This window comes from Kitasatospora sp. NPDC087861 (assembly GCF_044742585.1).
Taxonomy (GTDB): domain Bacteria; phylum Actinomycetota; class Actinomycetes; order Streptomycetales; family Streptomycetaceae; genus Kitasatospora.
Genome location: NZ_JBIUUS010000006.1, coordinates 166,024 through 178,424, shown reverse-complemented (window position 1 = coordinate 178,424; position 12,401 = coordinate 166,024). Strand labels below are relative to the sequence as shown.

The following is a 12,401-nucleotide window of genomic DNA, read 5'->3' as shown; positions in this document are numbered from 1 at the left end:
AAACCGGTCGGCCCGGGCGGGGGCCGGCGGGCCTGGATCCCTTGCCGCGTAAGGGTCTCGGGTCTACGCGCGTCGCCCTCCCCGGCCAGCAATCCTGCCCGAAACCCCCGGTAGTCTGGGGTTCCCCCGCCTCACCGAAGACACCACCGGGAGTGCCAGTGGCACGCGTCGTAGTCGACGTCATGCTCAAGCCGGAGATCCTCGACCCCCAGGGACAGGCGGTGCAGCGTGCACTGCCCCGCCTCGGATTCACCGGGATCGCCGACGTCCGCCAGGGCAAGCGTTTCGAGCTGGAAGTGGAGGGCCCGGTCGACGACGCCGCGCTCGCCCGTATCCGCGAAGCCGCCGAGACCTTTCTCGCCAACACCGTGATCGAGGACTTCACCGTCCGGGTCGAGGAGGCGGCGAAGTGACCACCCGCGTGGGCGTCGTCACTTTCCCCGGCTCCCTCGACGACCGCGACGCCCAGCGCGCGGTCCGTCTGGCCGGCGCCGAGCCGGTCGCCCTCTGGCACCGTGACAAGGATCTCCACCAGGTCGACGCCGTCGTCCTGCCGGGCGGATTCAGTTACGGCGACTATCTGCGCTGCGGCGCGATCTCCCGCTTCTCGCCGGTCATGGAGACCGTCATCGAGCAGGCGAAGCTGGGAATGCCGGTCCTCGGTATCTGCAACGGCTTCCAGGTGCTCTGCGAATCGCACCTGCTGCCCGGCGCGCTCACCCGCAACGACTCGCTGCACTTCGTCTGCCGCGACCAGAAGCTGCGCATCGAGAACGCCGGCACCGCGTGGACCCGGGATTACTCGGCGGGCCAGGAAATCGTCGTTCCGCTGAAGAACGGCGAGGGCCGGTTCGTCGCCGACGAGCACGTCCTGGACGAACTGGAGGCGGAGGGCCGGGTGGTCGCCCGTTACCTGGACGTCAACCCGAACGGTTCGTATCGCGACATCGCAGGCATCACCAACGCCGCCGGCAATGTCGTCGGCCTGATGCCGCACCCGGAGCACGCCGTGGAGCCGCTCACCGGTCCGACCGTCGAGGGCCTGGGCTTCTTCACTTCCGTCCTGAAGCAGCTGGTGAACGCCTGATGAGCCTCGACACCGTCAAGAACGCCGAGCAGACCCCGGACGTCGCCCAGCCCTGGGCCGAACTCGGCCTCAAGGAGGACGAGTACGCGCGCATCCGGGAGATTCTCGGCCGCCGCCCGACCGGCGCCGAACTCGCGATGTACTCGGTCATGTGGTCGGAGCACTGTTCGTACAAGAGCAGCAAGGTCCACCTGAAGCAGTTCGGTGAGAAGAAGCCCGACTCGGACGCGATGCTCGTCGGCATCGGCGAGAACGCCGGTGTGGTCGACGTCGGCCAGGGCTACGCGGTGACCTTCAAGGTCGAGTCGCACAACCACCCGTCGTACATCGAGCCCTACCAGGGCGCGGCCACCGGCATCGGCGGCATCGTGCGCGACATCCTGGCGATGGGCGCCCGCCCGGTCGCCGTGATGGACCCGCTGCGGTTCGGTGCGGCCGACCACCCGGACACCCGGCGCGTGCTGCCCGGGATCGTCGCGGGCATCGGCGGCTACGGCAACTGCCTGGGCCTGCCGAACATCGGCGGCGAGGTCGTCTTCGACTCCTGCTACCAGGGCAACCCGCTGGTCAACGCGCTGTGCGTGGGCGTCATGAAGCACGAGGACATCCACCTCGCGCAGGCCTCCGGCGCCGGCAACAAGGTCATCCTGTACGGCGCCCGCACCGGCGGCGACGGCATCGGCGGGGTCTCGGTGCTCGCCTCCGAGACCTTCGACGACACCAAGCCGACCAAGCGCCCGGCGGTCCAGGTCGGCGACCCGTTCCAGGAGAAGCTCCTGATCGAGTGCACCCTGGAGATCTTCCGGGAGAAGCTCGTCAAGGGCATCCAGGACCTCGGCGGCGCCGGCCTGTCCTGCGCCACCAGCGAGCTGGCCTCGGCCGGCTCCGGCGGCATGCGGGTCGAGCTGGACACCGTGCCGCTGCGCGACACCACGCTCTCGCCGGAGGAGATCCTCATGAGCGAGTCGCAGGAGCGCATGTGCGCCATCGTCGAGCCCGACAAGGTCGACCGCTTCCTGGAGATCTGCGAGAAGTGGGACGTCATCGCCACCGTCATCGGTGAGGTGACCGACGGCGAGCGCCTGGAGATCTTCTGGCACGGCGAGCTTGTCGTCGACGTGCCGCCGCGCACCGTCGCCCACGAGGGCCCGACCTACCAGCGTCCGTACGCCCGCCCGAGCTGGCAGGACGCGCTGCAGGCCGACGCCCCCACCGGCGAGCGGCTGGCCCGCCCGACCACCGGCGAGGGCCTCAAGGCCGACCTGCTGAAGGTCGCCGGCTCCCCGAACCAGGCCTCCAAGTCCTGGATCACCGACCAGTACGACCGCTACGTGCTCGGCAACACCGTGCTCTCGGTCGGCGAGGACTCGGGCATGATCCGGATCGACGAGGAGACCAACCTCGGCGTCTCGGTCGCCACCGACGGCAACGGCCGTTACGCCAAGCTGGACCCGTACACCGGAGCCCAGCTGGCCCTCGCCGAGGCCTACCGCAACGTCGCGGCCGGCGGCGCCAAGCCGCTCGCGGTCTCCGACTGCCTCAACTTCGGCTCCCCCGAGGACCCGGACGTGATGTGGCAGTTCGCCGAGGCCACCCGCGGCCTGGCCGACGCCTGCCTGGTGCTCGGCACCCCGGTCACCGGCGGCAACGTCTCGCTGTACAACCAGACCGGCGAGGTCGCCATCCACCCGACCCCGGTGGTCGCGGTGCTCGGCGTCATCGACGACGTCACCCGGCGCACCCCGATCGCCTTCACCGAGGAGGGGCAGCTGCTCTACCTGCTCGGTGACACCGCGGACGAGCTCGGCGGCTCGGCCTGGTCGCAGGTGGTCCACGACCACCTCGGCGGCCTGCCGCCCAAGGTCGACCTGGAGCGCGAGCGGCTGCTCGGCGACATCCTGATCGCCGCCTCGCGCGACGGCATGATCGACGCCGCGCACGACCTCTCGGACGGCGGCCTCGGCCAGGCGCTCGTCGAGAGCTGCCTCAAGGGCGGCCGCGGCGCGCGGATCATCGTGCCCGAGGGCATGGACCCGTTCGTCCTCCTGTTCTCGGAGTCGGCCGGCCGCGCCGTCGTGGCCGTGCCGCGCAGCGAGGAGCTCCGGTTCAACGACATGTGCACCGCGCGCGGCCTGCCGGCCACCCGCATCGGTGTCGTGGACGGCGAATCCCTGGACGTCCAGGGCCAGTTCACCGTCTCGCTGGCCGAGCTGAAGGACGCCCACACCGGCGTCATCGAGGCTCTGCTCGCCTGATCGCGGCGGCCCCGCGTGGGCGGCCTCCGAGGGGCGGACGGTTCGGTCGAACCGTCCGCCCCTCGGCGTATGTTGGGGCCCATGCCTCCCAAACCCCGTACGTACCAGCCCGCGAAGGTGATCGCCGCCCTGGTCGCGCAGACCGGCGCGCTGCGTACCGCCGTCCACGAGCTCTGCGCCCGCCCGGACGCCGCGGAGCGGCTGGCCCGGCCGACCAGGCTGGGGGCGTGGACGGTCCGCGAGTTGCTCGCCCACCTCGCCGTCCAGATCGACTGGGTCCCGGCGCACTTCGACGATCCGCAGGAGGGCCGGCCGCCGCTGGACCTGCCGGGCTGGGTGGCCGCGGTCGGCACGGTCGCGCCGCTGCTCGACGAGCAGGCGCGGGCGACGGCCCGGGGCGAGTTCGCCGGGGATCCGGTCTCGGTGGCGCAGGCCTTCGACCGGGCCGCGAGCGGACTGGTCCAGCTGCTCTCCGAGGACGAAGTCCGGGACCCGCAGCGCCGGTTCGAGATCCGGCTCGGCTCGATGACGCTCGCCGACATGCTGGTGACCCGGCTGGTGGAGACCGTCGTGCACGCCGACGACCTGGCGGCGGCGCTCGGCCTCGACGGCTTCCCGCACGACCGGCAGGCCGTCGCCGCCGTCACCCGGCTGCTGGCCGACGCCTTCGCCGAGCGCGCCCCCGGCGGCGCGGTCGAGCTGCGGATCCCGCCGTACGCCGTCGTGCAGGCCGTCGAGGGGCCCCGGCACACCCGGGGGACCCCGCCGAACGTGGTCGAGACCGATCCGCTGACCTGGATCCGACTGGCCACCGGCCGGGCGGACTGGGCGGCCGCGGTGGACGCCGCGGCGGTCTCCGCCTCCGGCGAGCGCAGCGACCTGCGGGCCTACCTGCCGGTGCTCGGGTAGCCGGGGCCGGGGCCGGGGCCGGTGCGCCGAGGCCTCGGCGGGGGCCCGGCTGGGCGGCCTTGCGCAGCGGCTCACCGGTTCGCGGCGCTCCGGGCTACGGCACCGACGGCCCGCTCAGGTAGGTGCCGTTCTCCGAGTACGGCCAGGCGTTCGGCGCGCAGCCCTTGAGCCCGTAGATCTGCTGCATCATCGCGGGTGCCGGCTTGCCCGGGCCGGGGCAGCCCTCGTGCCCGTGGCCTATCCGGTGGCCGACCTCGTGGTTGACGATCAGCGCCCGGTACTCGTCGATCGGACCGCTGAACTGCGGTGAACCGGTGTTCCAGCGCTTGGAGTTGACGAGCACCTGGTTGCCGACGTTGCAGTTCACCTCGCCGTGGGTGTCCAGGCCGGAGGCGCCGCAGATCTTGTCCACGGTGGCCGGTGAGGCGATCTTCACGGTGAAGTCGTAGCCGCCGTCGGCGACCAGCTGGAAGCCGTTCTTGCGGTCGTTGGTCCAGCCGCGCTTGTCGCCGAGGACGCCGTGGATCTGGGTGGCGGCGGCCGGGGCGTCGATGCCTATGCCGTCCTCGACCTCCACCCGGTAGCGGCGCACGTTGCCGCGTCCGACCGGCTGGGCGGTGGCGGGGGCGATGCTGAAGGTGCCCGCGCCCTTGGCCGGGCCCGGGTCGGGCGCAGTGGGCATGGGGGTGGGGTCCGGGGCCGGGGCGGGCGGCGCGCTCGGGGTGTCGGCCGCGGTCGGCGTCGGCGTGGCGGGCACGGGGGTCTGCTCGGCGGGTGGGGCGACCCGTGCCTGGGCGGTCGGCCCGGCGTCGGGCGCACCGGAGGAACGATTCAGCACGACCGCCGTACCGCCCAGCACCGCCACCGCCGTGACCAGTGCCGCGAGCATGCCAGGCCCGAGTCTGCGCCGCTGCCGTCGGCGTCGGCGGCCGCCCTGGGTGTTCTTGCGTCGGGCGGCGGATCGGGCTGCGGGCACGATCGACACCCTGGCATGGCGAACGGGTGAATGTCCACATACCGGGTATGCAGGCACCGTCACCCGGTGCCGAACCCGGGAGGGCGGTTGACCCCAGCGCCTCGGGTGGCAGACTGCCTGCATGGCGATTCACCGGAATCTTCTCGACGGCCCCGACCCGACCCTTCTCCCGGAGGACGAGCAGCCCTACCGCATGCTGGCGGAGGAGTCGGCCTCACCCACCCAGGTGGCCGCCGACTTCCCGACCTTCTGCCTGGCCTGGGCGATGCTCGCCGACGACGCCTACGCGGCCGGCCGCTACGTCGAGTCCTACGCCTACGCCCGCACCGGCTACCACCGCGGCCTGGACGCGCTGCGCCGCAACGGCTGGAAGGGCCACGGGCCGGTGCCGTGGGAGCACCGCGGGAACCGCGGCTTCCTGCGCTGCCTGGCGGCGCTCGCGCGGGCCGCCGGCGCGATCAAGGAGACCGAGGAGGAGGCCCGCTGCTGGCAGTTCCTGAAGGACAGCAGCGCGGAGGCGTACGCGGAGCTGAAGCAGTAGCAGTAGCAGTAGGAGACCCACACACGTGTGCCCCCCGGTGGACTCACCGGGGGGCACCTCCGCGTTCGCACGGTGGCCGGGCTCTCAGCCCGGCCACCGGGCTCACTTCAGGCGGTTGCCGGCCGAGCGCAGCTGCTGCGCGGCCTCGACCACGCGGGAGGCCATGCCCGCCTCGGCGAGCTTGCCCCAGGTGCGCGGGTCGTAGGTGCTCTTCTTGCCGACCTCGCCGTCGACCTTCAGCACACCGTCGTAGTTGCGGAACATGTGGTCCACGACCGGGCGGGTGAAGGCGTACTGGGTGTCGGTGTCCAGGTTCATCTTCACGACGCCGTTCTCCAGCGCGGTGGCGATCTCCGCCGCGGTCGAGCCCGAGCCGCCGTGGAAGACGAAGTCGAACGGGTCGGTCTTGCCGTACTGCTTGCCGATCGCGTCCTGCAGCTCGCGCAGCAGCTCCGGCTTCAGCACGACGTTGCCCGGCTTGTAGACGCCGTGCACGTTGCCGAACGAGGCGGCCAGCAGGTAGCGGCCCTTCTCGCCCAGGCCCAGCGCCTCGGCGGTGCGCACGGCGTCGTTGACGGTGGTGTACAGCTCGTCGTTGATCTCGTGCGTGACGCCGTCCTCCTCGCCGCCGGTCGGGGTGATCTCGACCTCAAGGATGATCTTGGCGGCGGCGGCCTGGGCCAGCAGCTCCTGGGCGATGGCCAGGTTGTCGGCGAGGGTCTCGGCCGAGCCGTCCCACATGTGCGACTGGAACAGCGGGTTCTGGCCCTTGGCCACGCGCTCGGCGGAGATCGCCAGCAGCGGGCGGACGTAGCCGTCCAGCTTGTCCTTCGGGCAGTGGTCGGTGTGCAGCGCGACGGTGATGTCGTACTTGGCGGCGACGATGTGCGCGAACTCGGCCAGCGCCACGGCGCCGGTCACCATGTCCTTGTTGTGCTGGCCGCCCAGGAACTCCGCGCCACCGGTCGAGATCTGGATGATGCCGTCGCTCTCGGCCTCGGCGAAACCACGCAGTGCGGCGTGCAGGGTCTGCGACGAGGTGACGTTGATGGCCGGGTAGGCGAACTTGCCCGCCTTGGCCCGGTCCAGCATCTCGTTGTAGACCTCGGGAGTTGCGATGGGCATGCGATCCGCTCCTGTCGGGTTGCGGCGTACGGACGGTGCTGTCCGACGCTGTGTACGCCTTCGGTACGACTCCGTGCCGGCCGCCGACGCGCGGCGCTGCGGTGTGGCTCTCCGGCACCAAGGTTCGAGGCGACCTCCGCGGTACGGCGATGAGGGTGGTGTGCCGCTGCGGACCGGACGCCTGGGCCATCTTCCCAGACTCGTGCCCGCAGGTCAGCAGGAGCCCGCCAGTCGGACCGTCGCCGCCGGCGGTGCGGACCGCCCCGCGTGCGACGCCGGGAGGACACCGGATCCACCCGCTGGGCGAAGCCTTCGTACAGGACGGCCCGCTATCCTGCGCCCGTGGACTACAACCTGCTGGCCGTCAACCTGCTCGACGCCAAATCACTGATCTCGTCCCTCGGCGCCATCGGGCTGATCGCGATCATCTTCGCGGAGACCGGCCTGCTGGTCGGGTTCTTCTTCCCGGGTGACTCACTGCTGATCATCGCGGGCGTCGCCGCCTCGAACGCCGCCTCGTCGGTGCTCGGCGACGGCGCCAAGCTGCCGATCGCCGTCCTGCTCATCGGGACCCCGGTGGCCGCGATCGCCGGCGCCCAGCTCGGGCACCTGATCGGGGTCAAGGTCGGGCCGAAGATGTTCGACAAGCCCGATTCGAAGATCTTCCGGCGCGAGTACGTGCTGAAGGCGGAGGAGTACTTCAACAAGTTCGGGCCCGGCAAGGCCGTGGTGCTGGCCCGCTTCATGCCGATCGTCCGCACCTTCCTCAACCCGGTCGCCGGCACCCTGGAGATGCCCGCCAGGACGTTCTTCCTGTGGAACGTCATCGGCGGTGTGCTCTGGACCGAGTCCATGCTGCTGATCGGCTACTTCTTCGGCGACGCGCTCGCCCCGGTGATCGACAAGTACCTGATCCCGGCGGTGCTGCTGATCGTCCTGCTCTCGGTCTCGCCGATCCTGATCGAGGTCCTGCGCGAGCGCAAGAAGAAGAAGGCCGGTGGCGTGGAGAGCGCCGACACCGACACCGACACCGTGCAGAGCGGCGGCGGCCGCCACCGGCGGGGCTGAGCACCGGGGCTTCCGGGCACATGCCGAGGGGCCGGGTCCTGTTTCACGTGAAACAGGACCCGGCCCCTCGTGTGTGTGTCAGGCGTCTGTGCGCCGGGCCGTCCGTGCGTCGGGCCGGCCGTGCGTCGGGCCGGTCGGGCTCAGAGGCCCAGGTCGTCCAGGGTGTACGCGGTCACGTAGGGCAGGCCCTGCGCCTCGACCGCGGCCGCGCCGCCGCGCTCCACGATCACCGCGACGCCGACCACCTCGGCGCCCGCCTCGCGCAGCGCCTCGACGGCGGTCAGCACCGAGCCGCCGGTGGTGGAGGTGTCCTCGACCGCCAGCACCCGGCGGCCCTTGACCTCCGGGCCCTCGATCCGGCGCTGCAGGCCGTGAGCCTTGCCCGCCTTGCGGACCACGAAGGCGTCCAGTTCACGCCCGCGCGCGGCGGCGGCGTGCAGCATCGCGGCGGCCACCGGGTCGGCACCCAGGGTCAGACCGCCGACGGCGTCGTACTCCAGGTGCGAGGTCGCGTCCAGCATCACCCGGCCGACCAGCGGGGCGGCCTGGCCGTCCAGCGTGATCCGGCGCAGGTCGACGTAGTAGTCGGCCTCCTTGCCGGAGGAAAGGGTGACCTTGCCGTGCACGACGGCCTTGTCCTTGATCTGTGCCAGCAGGGCGTCGCGGTCGTTGCTCATGAGCGTTCAGTCTAGTCCGCTCCTGGGTCGGTCAGCGGCGACGCAAGGCCCTGACCAGCACCACGGCGCCGCCCAGCAGGGCCACCCCGCCGCCGATCACCCACGGCACGGCGCTCCGGCCGCCCGAACCCGGCACCACGATCCCGCCGGCCTCGCCGCCCCAGCGGGACGCCGCCCGGGCCCGGGCACTGCGGGCCGGCAGCGCCGGGGCGTACCGTCCGCGCGGCGGGGCGTGGTCCACCTCCTCGGCCGACCGGCCGACGATGCTGCGGCGCACCGGGCCGCCGCCCGCCGGCTCGTCCTCGTACTCGAACAGCGGCTCGGCGGGGAGCTCCTCGGCGACGCCCTCCTCGTGTCCGTCGTCGCCGGTGGCGCCGGTGGGCAGGCCGAAGCGCTCGGCGTCGGCGTCGGAGAAGGCGATCAGGTCGGACAGGTCGTCGTCGAGGTCGTCGCCGGGCTGGTCCTGGTGCTCCTCGATGAAGACCACGTCGGCGTCGTCGGCGTCGTCGGCGCTGTCGGTGTCCGCGTCGGTGTCGGCCGTGGTGTCGGCGTCGGTGCCTGTCTCCGGGGCGCCCTCGCCCTCGCCGTCGCTCTCCGGCTCCTGCTCGGCGTCCGGGGAGGCGAGCGCGGCGGCGAAGCGGTCCAGCAGCCGGCGGCCGGCGGCGTCGAGGGTCTCCTCGTCGAACTCGGTGAGCCGGCCGGTGGCGCTCAGGTCACCCGTGAAGCGGACCACCGCGGTACCGTCCTCGGCGCCGTCCGCGACGCTGACCCGGACGGTGGCGGTCGCCTCGCCGCTGCCGCGGGCCTCCTGGCCCTCGGCGAACACGGTCAGCACGCCCTCGCGCCCCTCGATCAGCGACAGCACGCCCTTGTAGGTGATGGTGGAGCCGCCGATGCGCAGCTTCAGCCGGCCGCCGATCTCCTCCGCCGGCCCGGCACCGACCGCGGCCGGTTCGGTGCTCAGCCCCGGCACGCTACGGGCCAGCAGAGCCGGATCCTGCAGGGCCTGCCGCACCAACTCGGCGGACATCGGGACGACAACCTCATGCTCCATGCCACGGAGCCTACCGACCCAACCCCGCACGGTCCCCACCTACCGCCACCCGACTTCCCCGTCCCGCCCCCGGCGGCCTCGGCGCGCCCCCGGCCGGCACCTCCTGCCGCCGGACAGCCCCGGGTCGCCGTGGCGGGCACCGGCCGCCGCCTCATCGGGCTCGCTCGGTGGGGGCCGTCGGGGTCTCGCGCCACGTACGCCCCCGGGCCGCCGTGGCGCTCCCGCCCGGCCGCCGTTCCGTCGGTGCCGCCGCGCCGGCCGCTCGGCATCTCCCGCCGCCCGCCGCCGGGCCGTCGTGGCGGGCACGCCGCCGCCTCACACGGCTCCGTCCTGCCCTCAGCGGGGCCCGAGCAGGGTGAGGGCGGCCGGGGGGCGGGCGGGGCGGAGAGCGGTGAGGCGGGTGGCCGAGCTGAGGAGGCCGTCGGGGGTGAGGGCGCGGGGCGGTGGCGCGTCGGGGGCGAGGGCGAGCGGGGGTTGGGCGGCGGCCGCGAGGAGGAAGTTCTGGGCGGTGTCCGGCGGGTCGGCGCGGCAGCTCGCGGTGGCGCCGCCCTGGACGGCGTACGGGACGGTCTGCAGCCCCGCCGTCCGCAGGCCGGACTCGATCTGCCAGAGGCCACCCACGTCGCCGCCGCCCCGGACGGCGACGCGGCCGCCGGGGGAGAGCAGCCGGGTGGCGAGGCCGTAGAACTCCTGGGAGTGGAAGGTGACCGGTCCGCCGTCGGCGGGTGCGGGCAGGTCGGCGAGCACCACGTCGTAGGTGCCGTCGGCCGTGGCGGCGCCGCTGCGCAGCCAGGCCATCGGGTCGGAGGCGGTGGTGTGGACCCGGGGGTCGTCGAGGGAGTGGCCGGTGAGGGCGGCGAGTCCGGGGTCGGTGCGGGCGAGCCGGGGGAGTGCGGGGTCGGCGTCGACGAGCCGGACGGAGCGGACGCCGCGGTGCCGGAGCGCCTCGCGGAGGGCGAGCCCGTCGCCGCCGCCGAGGAGCAGGATCCGGGCGTCCGGTCCGGCGGCCATCGCCGGGTGGACCAGGGCTTCGTTGCCGCGGTACTCGTCGGGTCCGCAGACGGCGAGCCGTCCGCCGAGGTAGAGCCGGAGCGGGCCTTCGGCCGGGCCGGTGAGCACGATCTCCTGGTAGTGGCTGCGGGTGGCGAAGCGGACCTGGGCGCCGTAGAGGGCGTGCCGGGCGGAGCGTTCGATGGCGTCGGAGCCGGCGGCGGCCGCGGCGAGCAGGGCGAGGACGAGCGCGCAGCCGCCCCAGAGCAGGAGTCGTATCCGGGGGGTGGGTTCCTCGCGGAAGAGCCAGAGCACGACGGCGGCTCCGGCGACGGCGTTGACGGCGCCGGTGACGAGGGCGCCGGTGCCGGGTCCGAGGCCGGGGAGGATGAGGAAGGGGAAGGCGAGGCCGCCGATCAGCGCGCCCACGTAGTCGGCGGCGAAGAGGTCGGCGGCGGCGCGTCCGGCGTCCTCGCGCCGGATCCGCTGGATGAGGGTCATCAGGAGCGGGATCTCGGCGCCGATGAGGATGCCGATGAGGCAGGTGAGGCCGACCATGGCGGCCTGGTAGCGGCCGATCCAGGCCCAGCAGGAGTAGAGCGCGAGGACGGAGAGGCCGCCGGTGAGCGCGAGGGCGCATTCGACCAGGGCGAAGGCGGTGGCGGGCCGTCGGGTGAGGCGTTTGGCGAGGAGTGAGCCGAGGCCCATCGCGAACACCATGACGGAGAGCACGACGGAGGTCTGGGTGACCGAGTCCCCGAGCAGGTAGTCGCCGAGTGCCACGAGTTCGAGTTCGTAGACGAGTCCGCAGGCCGCGCAGACGAACGCGGCCAGCAGGACGGTCAGGCGGGCCAGCCGGGGGTGGGAGCGCAGCCGGGACCGACGGCGGGCGGGCAGGGGGGCGAGGCTCCGCGCGGGCCGGGGTGGGGCGCCGTCGTCGAGGTCCACTCGCGAGCGGGCGGGTGGACCGGCCGGATGGTTGATCACGAACAAACGCTAGGGGACGTTCGGGACGGATAGCTGCGCCCATTCGACGGACAGTGCAGAACGCCGCATTGACGAACCGTTCCTGCGTACGATTCGTAGGCCGTAGTCGGATCGGCCCCCTTGGTCGGATCGGCGGCCGTCATGCTTCGGGCACCACCAGCGAGGACCGGGTGCAGACCAGTTGGCCCTCCTGCGGGTAGGCGTGCCAGGTGCGCCAGAGCAGCCGGTCCGCGCCGCCCTGGGTGACCAGCGCGGTGAAGGCGCTCGGGTCGCCCGGGAACACCCCGGCCAGGCCGCGCGGGTGCCCCTCGACCAGGGCCAGCAGTTCCTGGGCGCGGGCCGCGAAGTCGTGCGGGGGCAGTGCCTCGATCCGGGCCGCGAACTCGTACTCCCAGCCGCCGACCTGCTTGGCCACCCGGGCCGGCAGCGGGGTGCGACGGCCGGGCAGGCAGGCGACGGTCTCCAGGCACCTGCCCGGGCCGGCGGCGATCACCACCTGGTGCGAAGCGCCCAGCAGCCGCAACTGGAGGGTGTCGGACGTGCCCGGGCGGCCGCCGCCGTCGAGTCTCAGGTCGCGGACCGCGAGAGCGGGCAGCGGTTCGCCGCCCAGGCACCAGGCCAGGTCACCGGCGCGGGTGTCCGTGTAGGAGGTCTGCAGTGTGGTGAGCATGCTCGGCTCCGCGTTTCAGCTCCGTGCGCGCCCGCCGAGCAGCATCGAGTACGCCTAGGCGA

12 protein-coding genes are annotated in these 12,401 nt (G+C 73.0%); 6 read left to right on the top strand and 6 right to left on the bottom strand.

Annotated elements, in window-relative coordinates:
• The first annotated feature begins 158 nt into the window (after positions 1-158).
• The 4 genes from purS (at position 159) to ACIOJE_RS11730 (ending at position 4,251) form a co-directional block, all read left to right on the top strand.
• A complete protein-coding gene (purS, locus tag ACIOJE_RS11745; RefSeq protein WP_045692676.1) occupies positions 159-413 on the top strand; it encodes a phosphoribosylformylglycinamidine synthase subunit PurS in 255 nt (84 codons plus the stop codon).
• The gene (purQ, locus tag ACIOJE_RS11740) at positions 410-1,087 is read left to right on the top strand and encodes a phosphoribosylformylglycinamidine synthase subunit PurQ (protein ID WP_280673785.1); all 678 of its coding nucleotides are present in this window, start codon (positions 410-412) and stop codon (positions 1,085-1,087) included. The genes purS and purQ overlap by 4 nt, the downstream gene beginning before the upstream one ends.
• The gene (gene purL / locus ACIOJE_RS11735) at positions 1,087-3,342 is read left to right on the top strand and encodes a phosphoribosylformylglycinamidine synthase subunit PurL (RefSeq protein WP_400775375.1); all 2,256 of its coding nucleotides are present in this window, start codon (positions 1,087-1,089) and stop codon (positions 3,340-3,342) included. Before purQ ends, purL begins: the two co-directional genes overlap by 1 nt.
• Before the next feature lie 81 nt (positions 3,343-3,423).
• A complete protein-coding gene (locus ACIOJE_RS11730; protein WP_400775372.1) occupies positions 3,424-4,251 on the top strand; it encodes a sterol carrier family protein in 828 nt (275 codons plus the stop codon).
• Between the two features lie 94 nt (positions 4,252-4,345).
• On the opposite strand, the gene ACIOJE_RS11725 is transcribed toward ACIOJE_RS11730, so the two are convergent.
• A complete protein-coding gene (locus tag ACIOJE_RS11725; protein ID WP_400775370.1) occupies positions 4,346-5,227 on the bottom strand; it encodes a DUF3152 domain-containing protein in 882 nt (293 codons plus the stop codon).
• Between the two features lie 121 nt (positions 5,228-5,348).
• Between ACIOJE_RS11725 and ACIOJE_RS11720 the strand changes: the two genes are divergently transcribed.
• The gene (locus ACIOJE_RS11720) at positions 5,349-5,768 is read left to right on the top strand and encodes a DUF3151 domain-containing protein (protein WP_280673781.1); all 420 of its coding nucleotides are present in this window, start codon (positions 5,349-5,351) and stop codon (positions 5,766-5,768) included.
• Positions 5,769-5,870: 102 nt separating this feature from the next.
• Here ACIOJE_RS11720 and fbaA read toward each other — a convergent pair whose 3' ends face one another.
• Positions 5,871-6,893, bottom strand: a complete 1,023-nt coding sequence (gene fbaA / locus ACIOJE_RS11715; protein ID WP_280673780.1) for a class II fructose-bisphosphate aldolase — start codon at positions 6,891-6,893, stop codon at positions 5,871-5,873.
• Between the two features lie 342 nt (positions 6,894-7,235).
• Between fbaA and ACIOJE_RS11710 the strand changes: the two genes are divergently transcribed.
• Complete coding sequence (locus ACIOJE_RS11710) at positions 7,236-7,961, top strand: DedA family protein (RefSeq protein ID WP_400775367.1); 726 nt, start codon at positions 7,236-7,238, stop codon at positions 7,959-7,961.
• 140 nt (positions 7,962-8,101) lie between these two features.
• On the opposite strand, the gene pyrE is transcribed toward ACIOJE_RS11710, so the two are convergent.
• From pyrE to ACIOJE_RS11690, 4 genes are all read right to left on the bottom strand, one after another.
• Entirely contained in the window at positions 8,102-8,638 is a 537-nt protein-coding gene (gene pyrE / locus ACIOJE_RS11705) for an orotate phosphoribosyltransferase (RefSeq protein WP_280673778.1), read from the bottom strand.
• A 31-nt stretch (positions 8,639-8,669) separates the two neighbouring features.
• Complete coding sequence (locus tag ACIOJE_RS11700) at positions 8,670-9,692, bottom strand: SRPBCC family protein (RefSeq protein WP_400775365.1); 1,023 nt, start codon at positions 9,690-9,692, stop codon at positions 8,670-8,672.
• A gap of 336 nt (positions 9,693-10,028) precedes the next feature.
• A complete protein-coding gene (locus ACIOJE_RS11695; protein WP_400775362.1) occupies positions 10,029-11,669 on the bottom strand; it encodes a polyamine aminopropyltransferase in 1,641 nt (546 codons plus the stop codon).
• A gap of 139 nt (positions 11,670-11,808) precedes the next feature.
• The gene (locus tag ACIOJE_RS11690; protein WP_400775359.1) at positions 11,809-12,339 is read right to left on the bottom strand and encodes a DUF2617 family protein; all 531 of its coding nucleotides are present in this window, start codon (positions 12,337-12,339) and stop codon (positions 11,809-11,811) included.
• Between the last annotated feature and the right edge of the window lie 62 nt (positions 12,340-12,401).

Bases quoted from the DNA above. Each gene is read 5' to 3' on its own strand.
- purL (WP_400775375.1), top strand. From the start codon at position 1,087: ATGAGCCTCGACACCGTCAAGAACGCCGAGCAGACCCCGGACGTCGCC.
- ACIOJE_RS11730 (WP_400775372.1), top strand. From the start codon at position 3,424: ATGCCTCCCAAACCCCGTACGTACCAGCCCGCGAAGGTGATCGCCGCC.
- ACIOJE_RS11720 (WP_280673781.1), top strand. From the start codon at position 5,349: ATGGCGATTCACCGGAATCTTCTCGACGGCCCCGACCCGACCCTTCTC.
- fbaA (WP_280673780.1), bottom strand. From the start codon at position 6,893: ATGCCCATCGCAACTCCCGAGGTCTACAACGAGATGCTGGACCGGGCC.
- pyrE (WP_280673778.1), bottom strand. From the start codon at position 8,638: ATGAGCAACGACCGCGACGCCCTGCTGGCACAGATCAAGGACAAGGCC.
- ACIOJE_RS11700 (WP_400775365.1), bottom strand. From the start codon at position 9,692: ATGGAGCATGAGGTTGTCGTCCCGATGTCCGCCGAGTTGGTGCGGCAG.
- ACIOJE_RS11690 (WP_400775359.1), bottom strand. From the start codon at position 12,339: ATGCTCACCACACTGCAGACCTCCTACACGGACACCCGCGCCGGTGAC.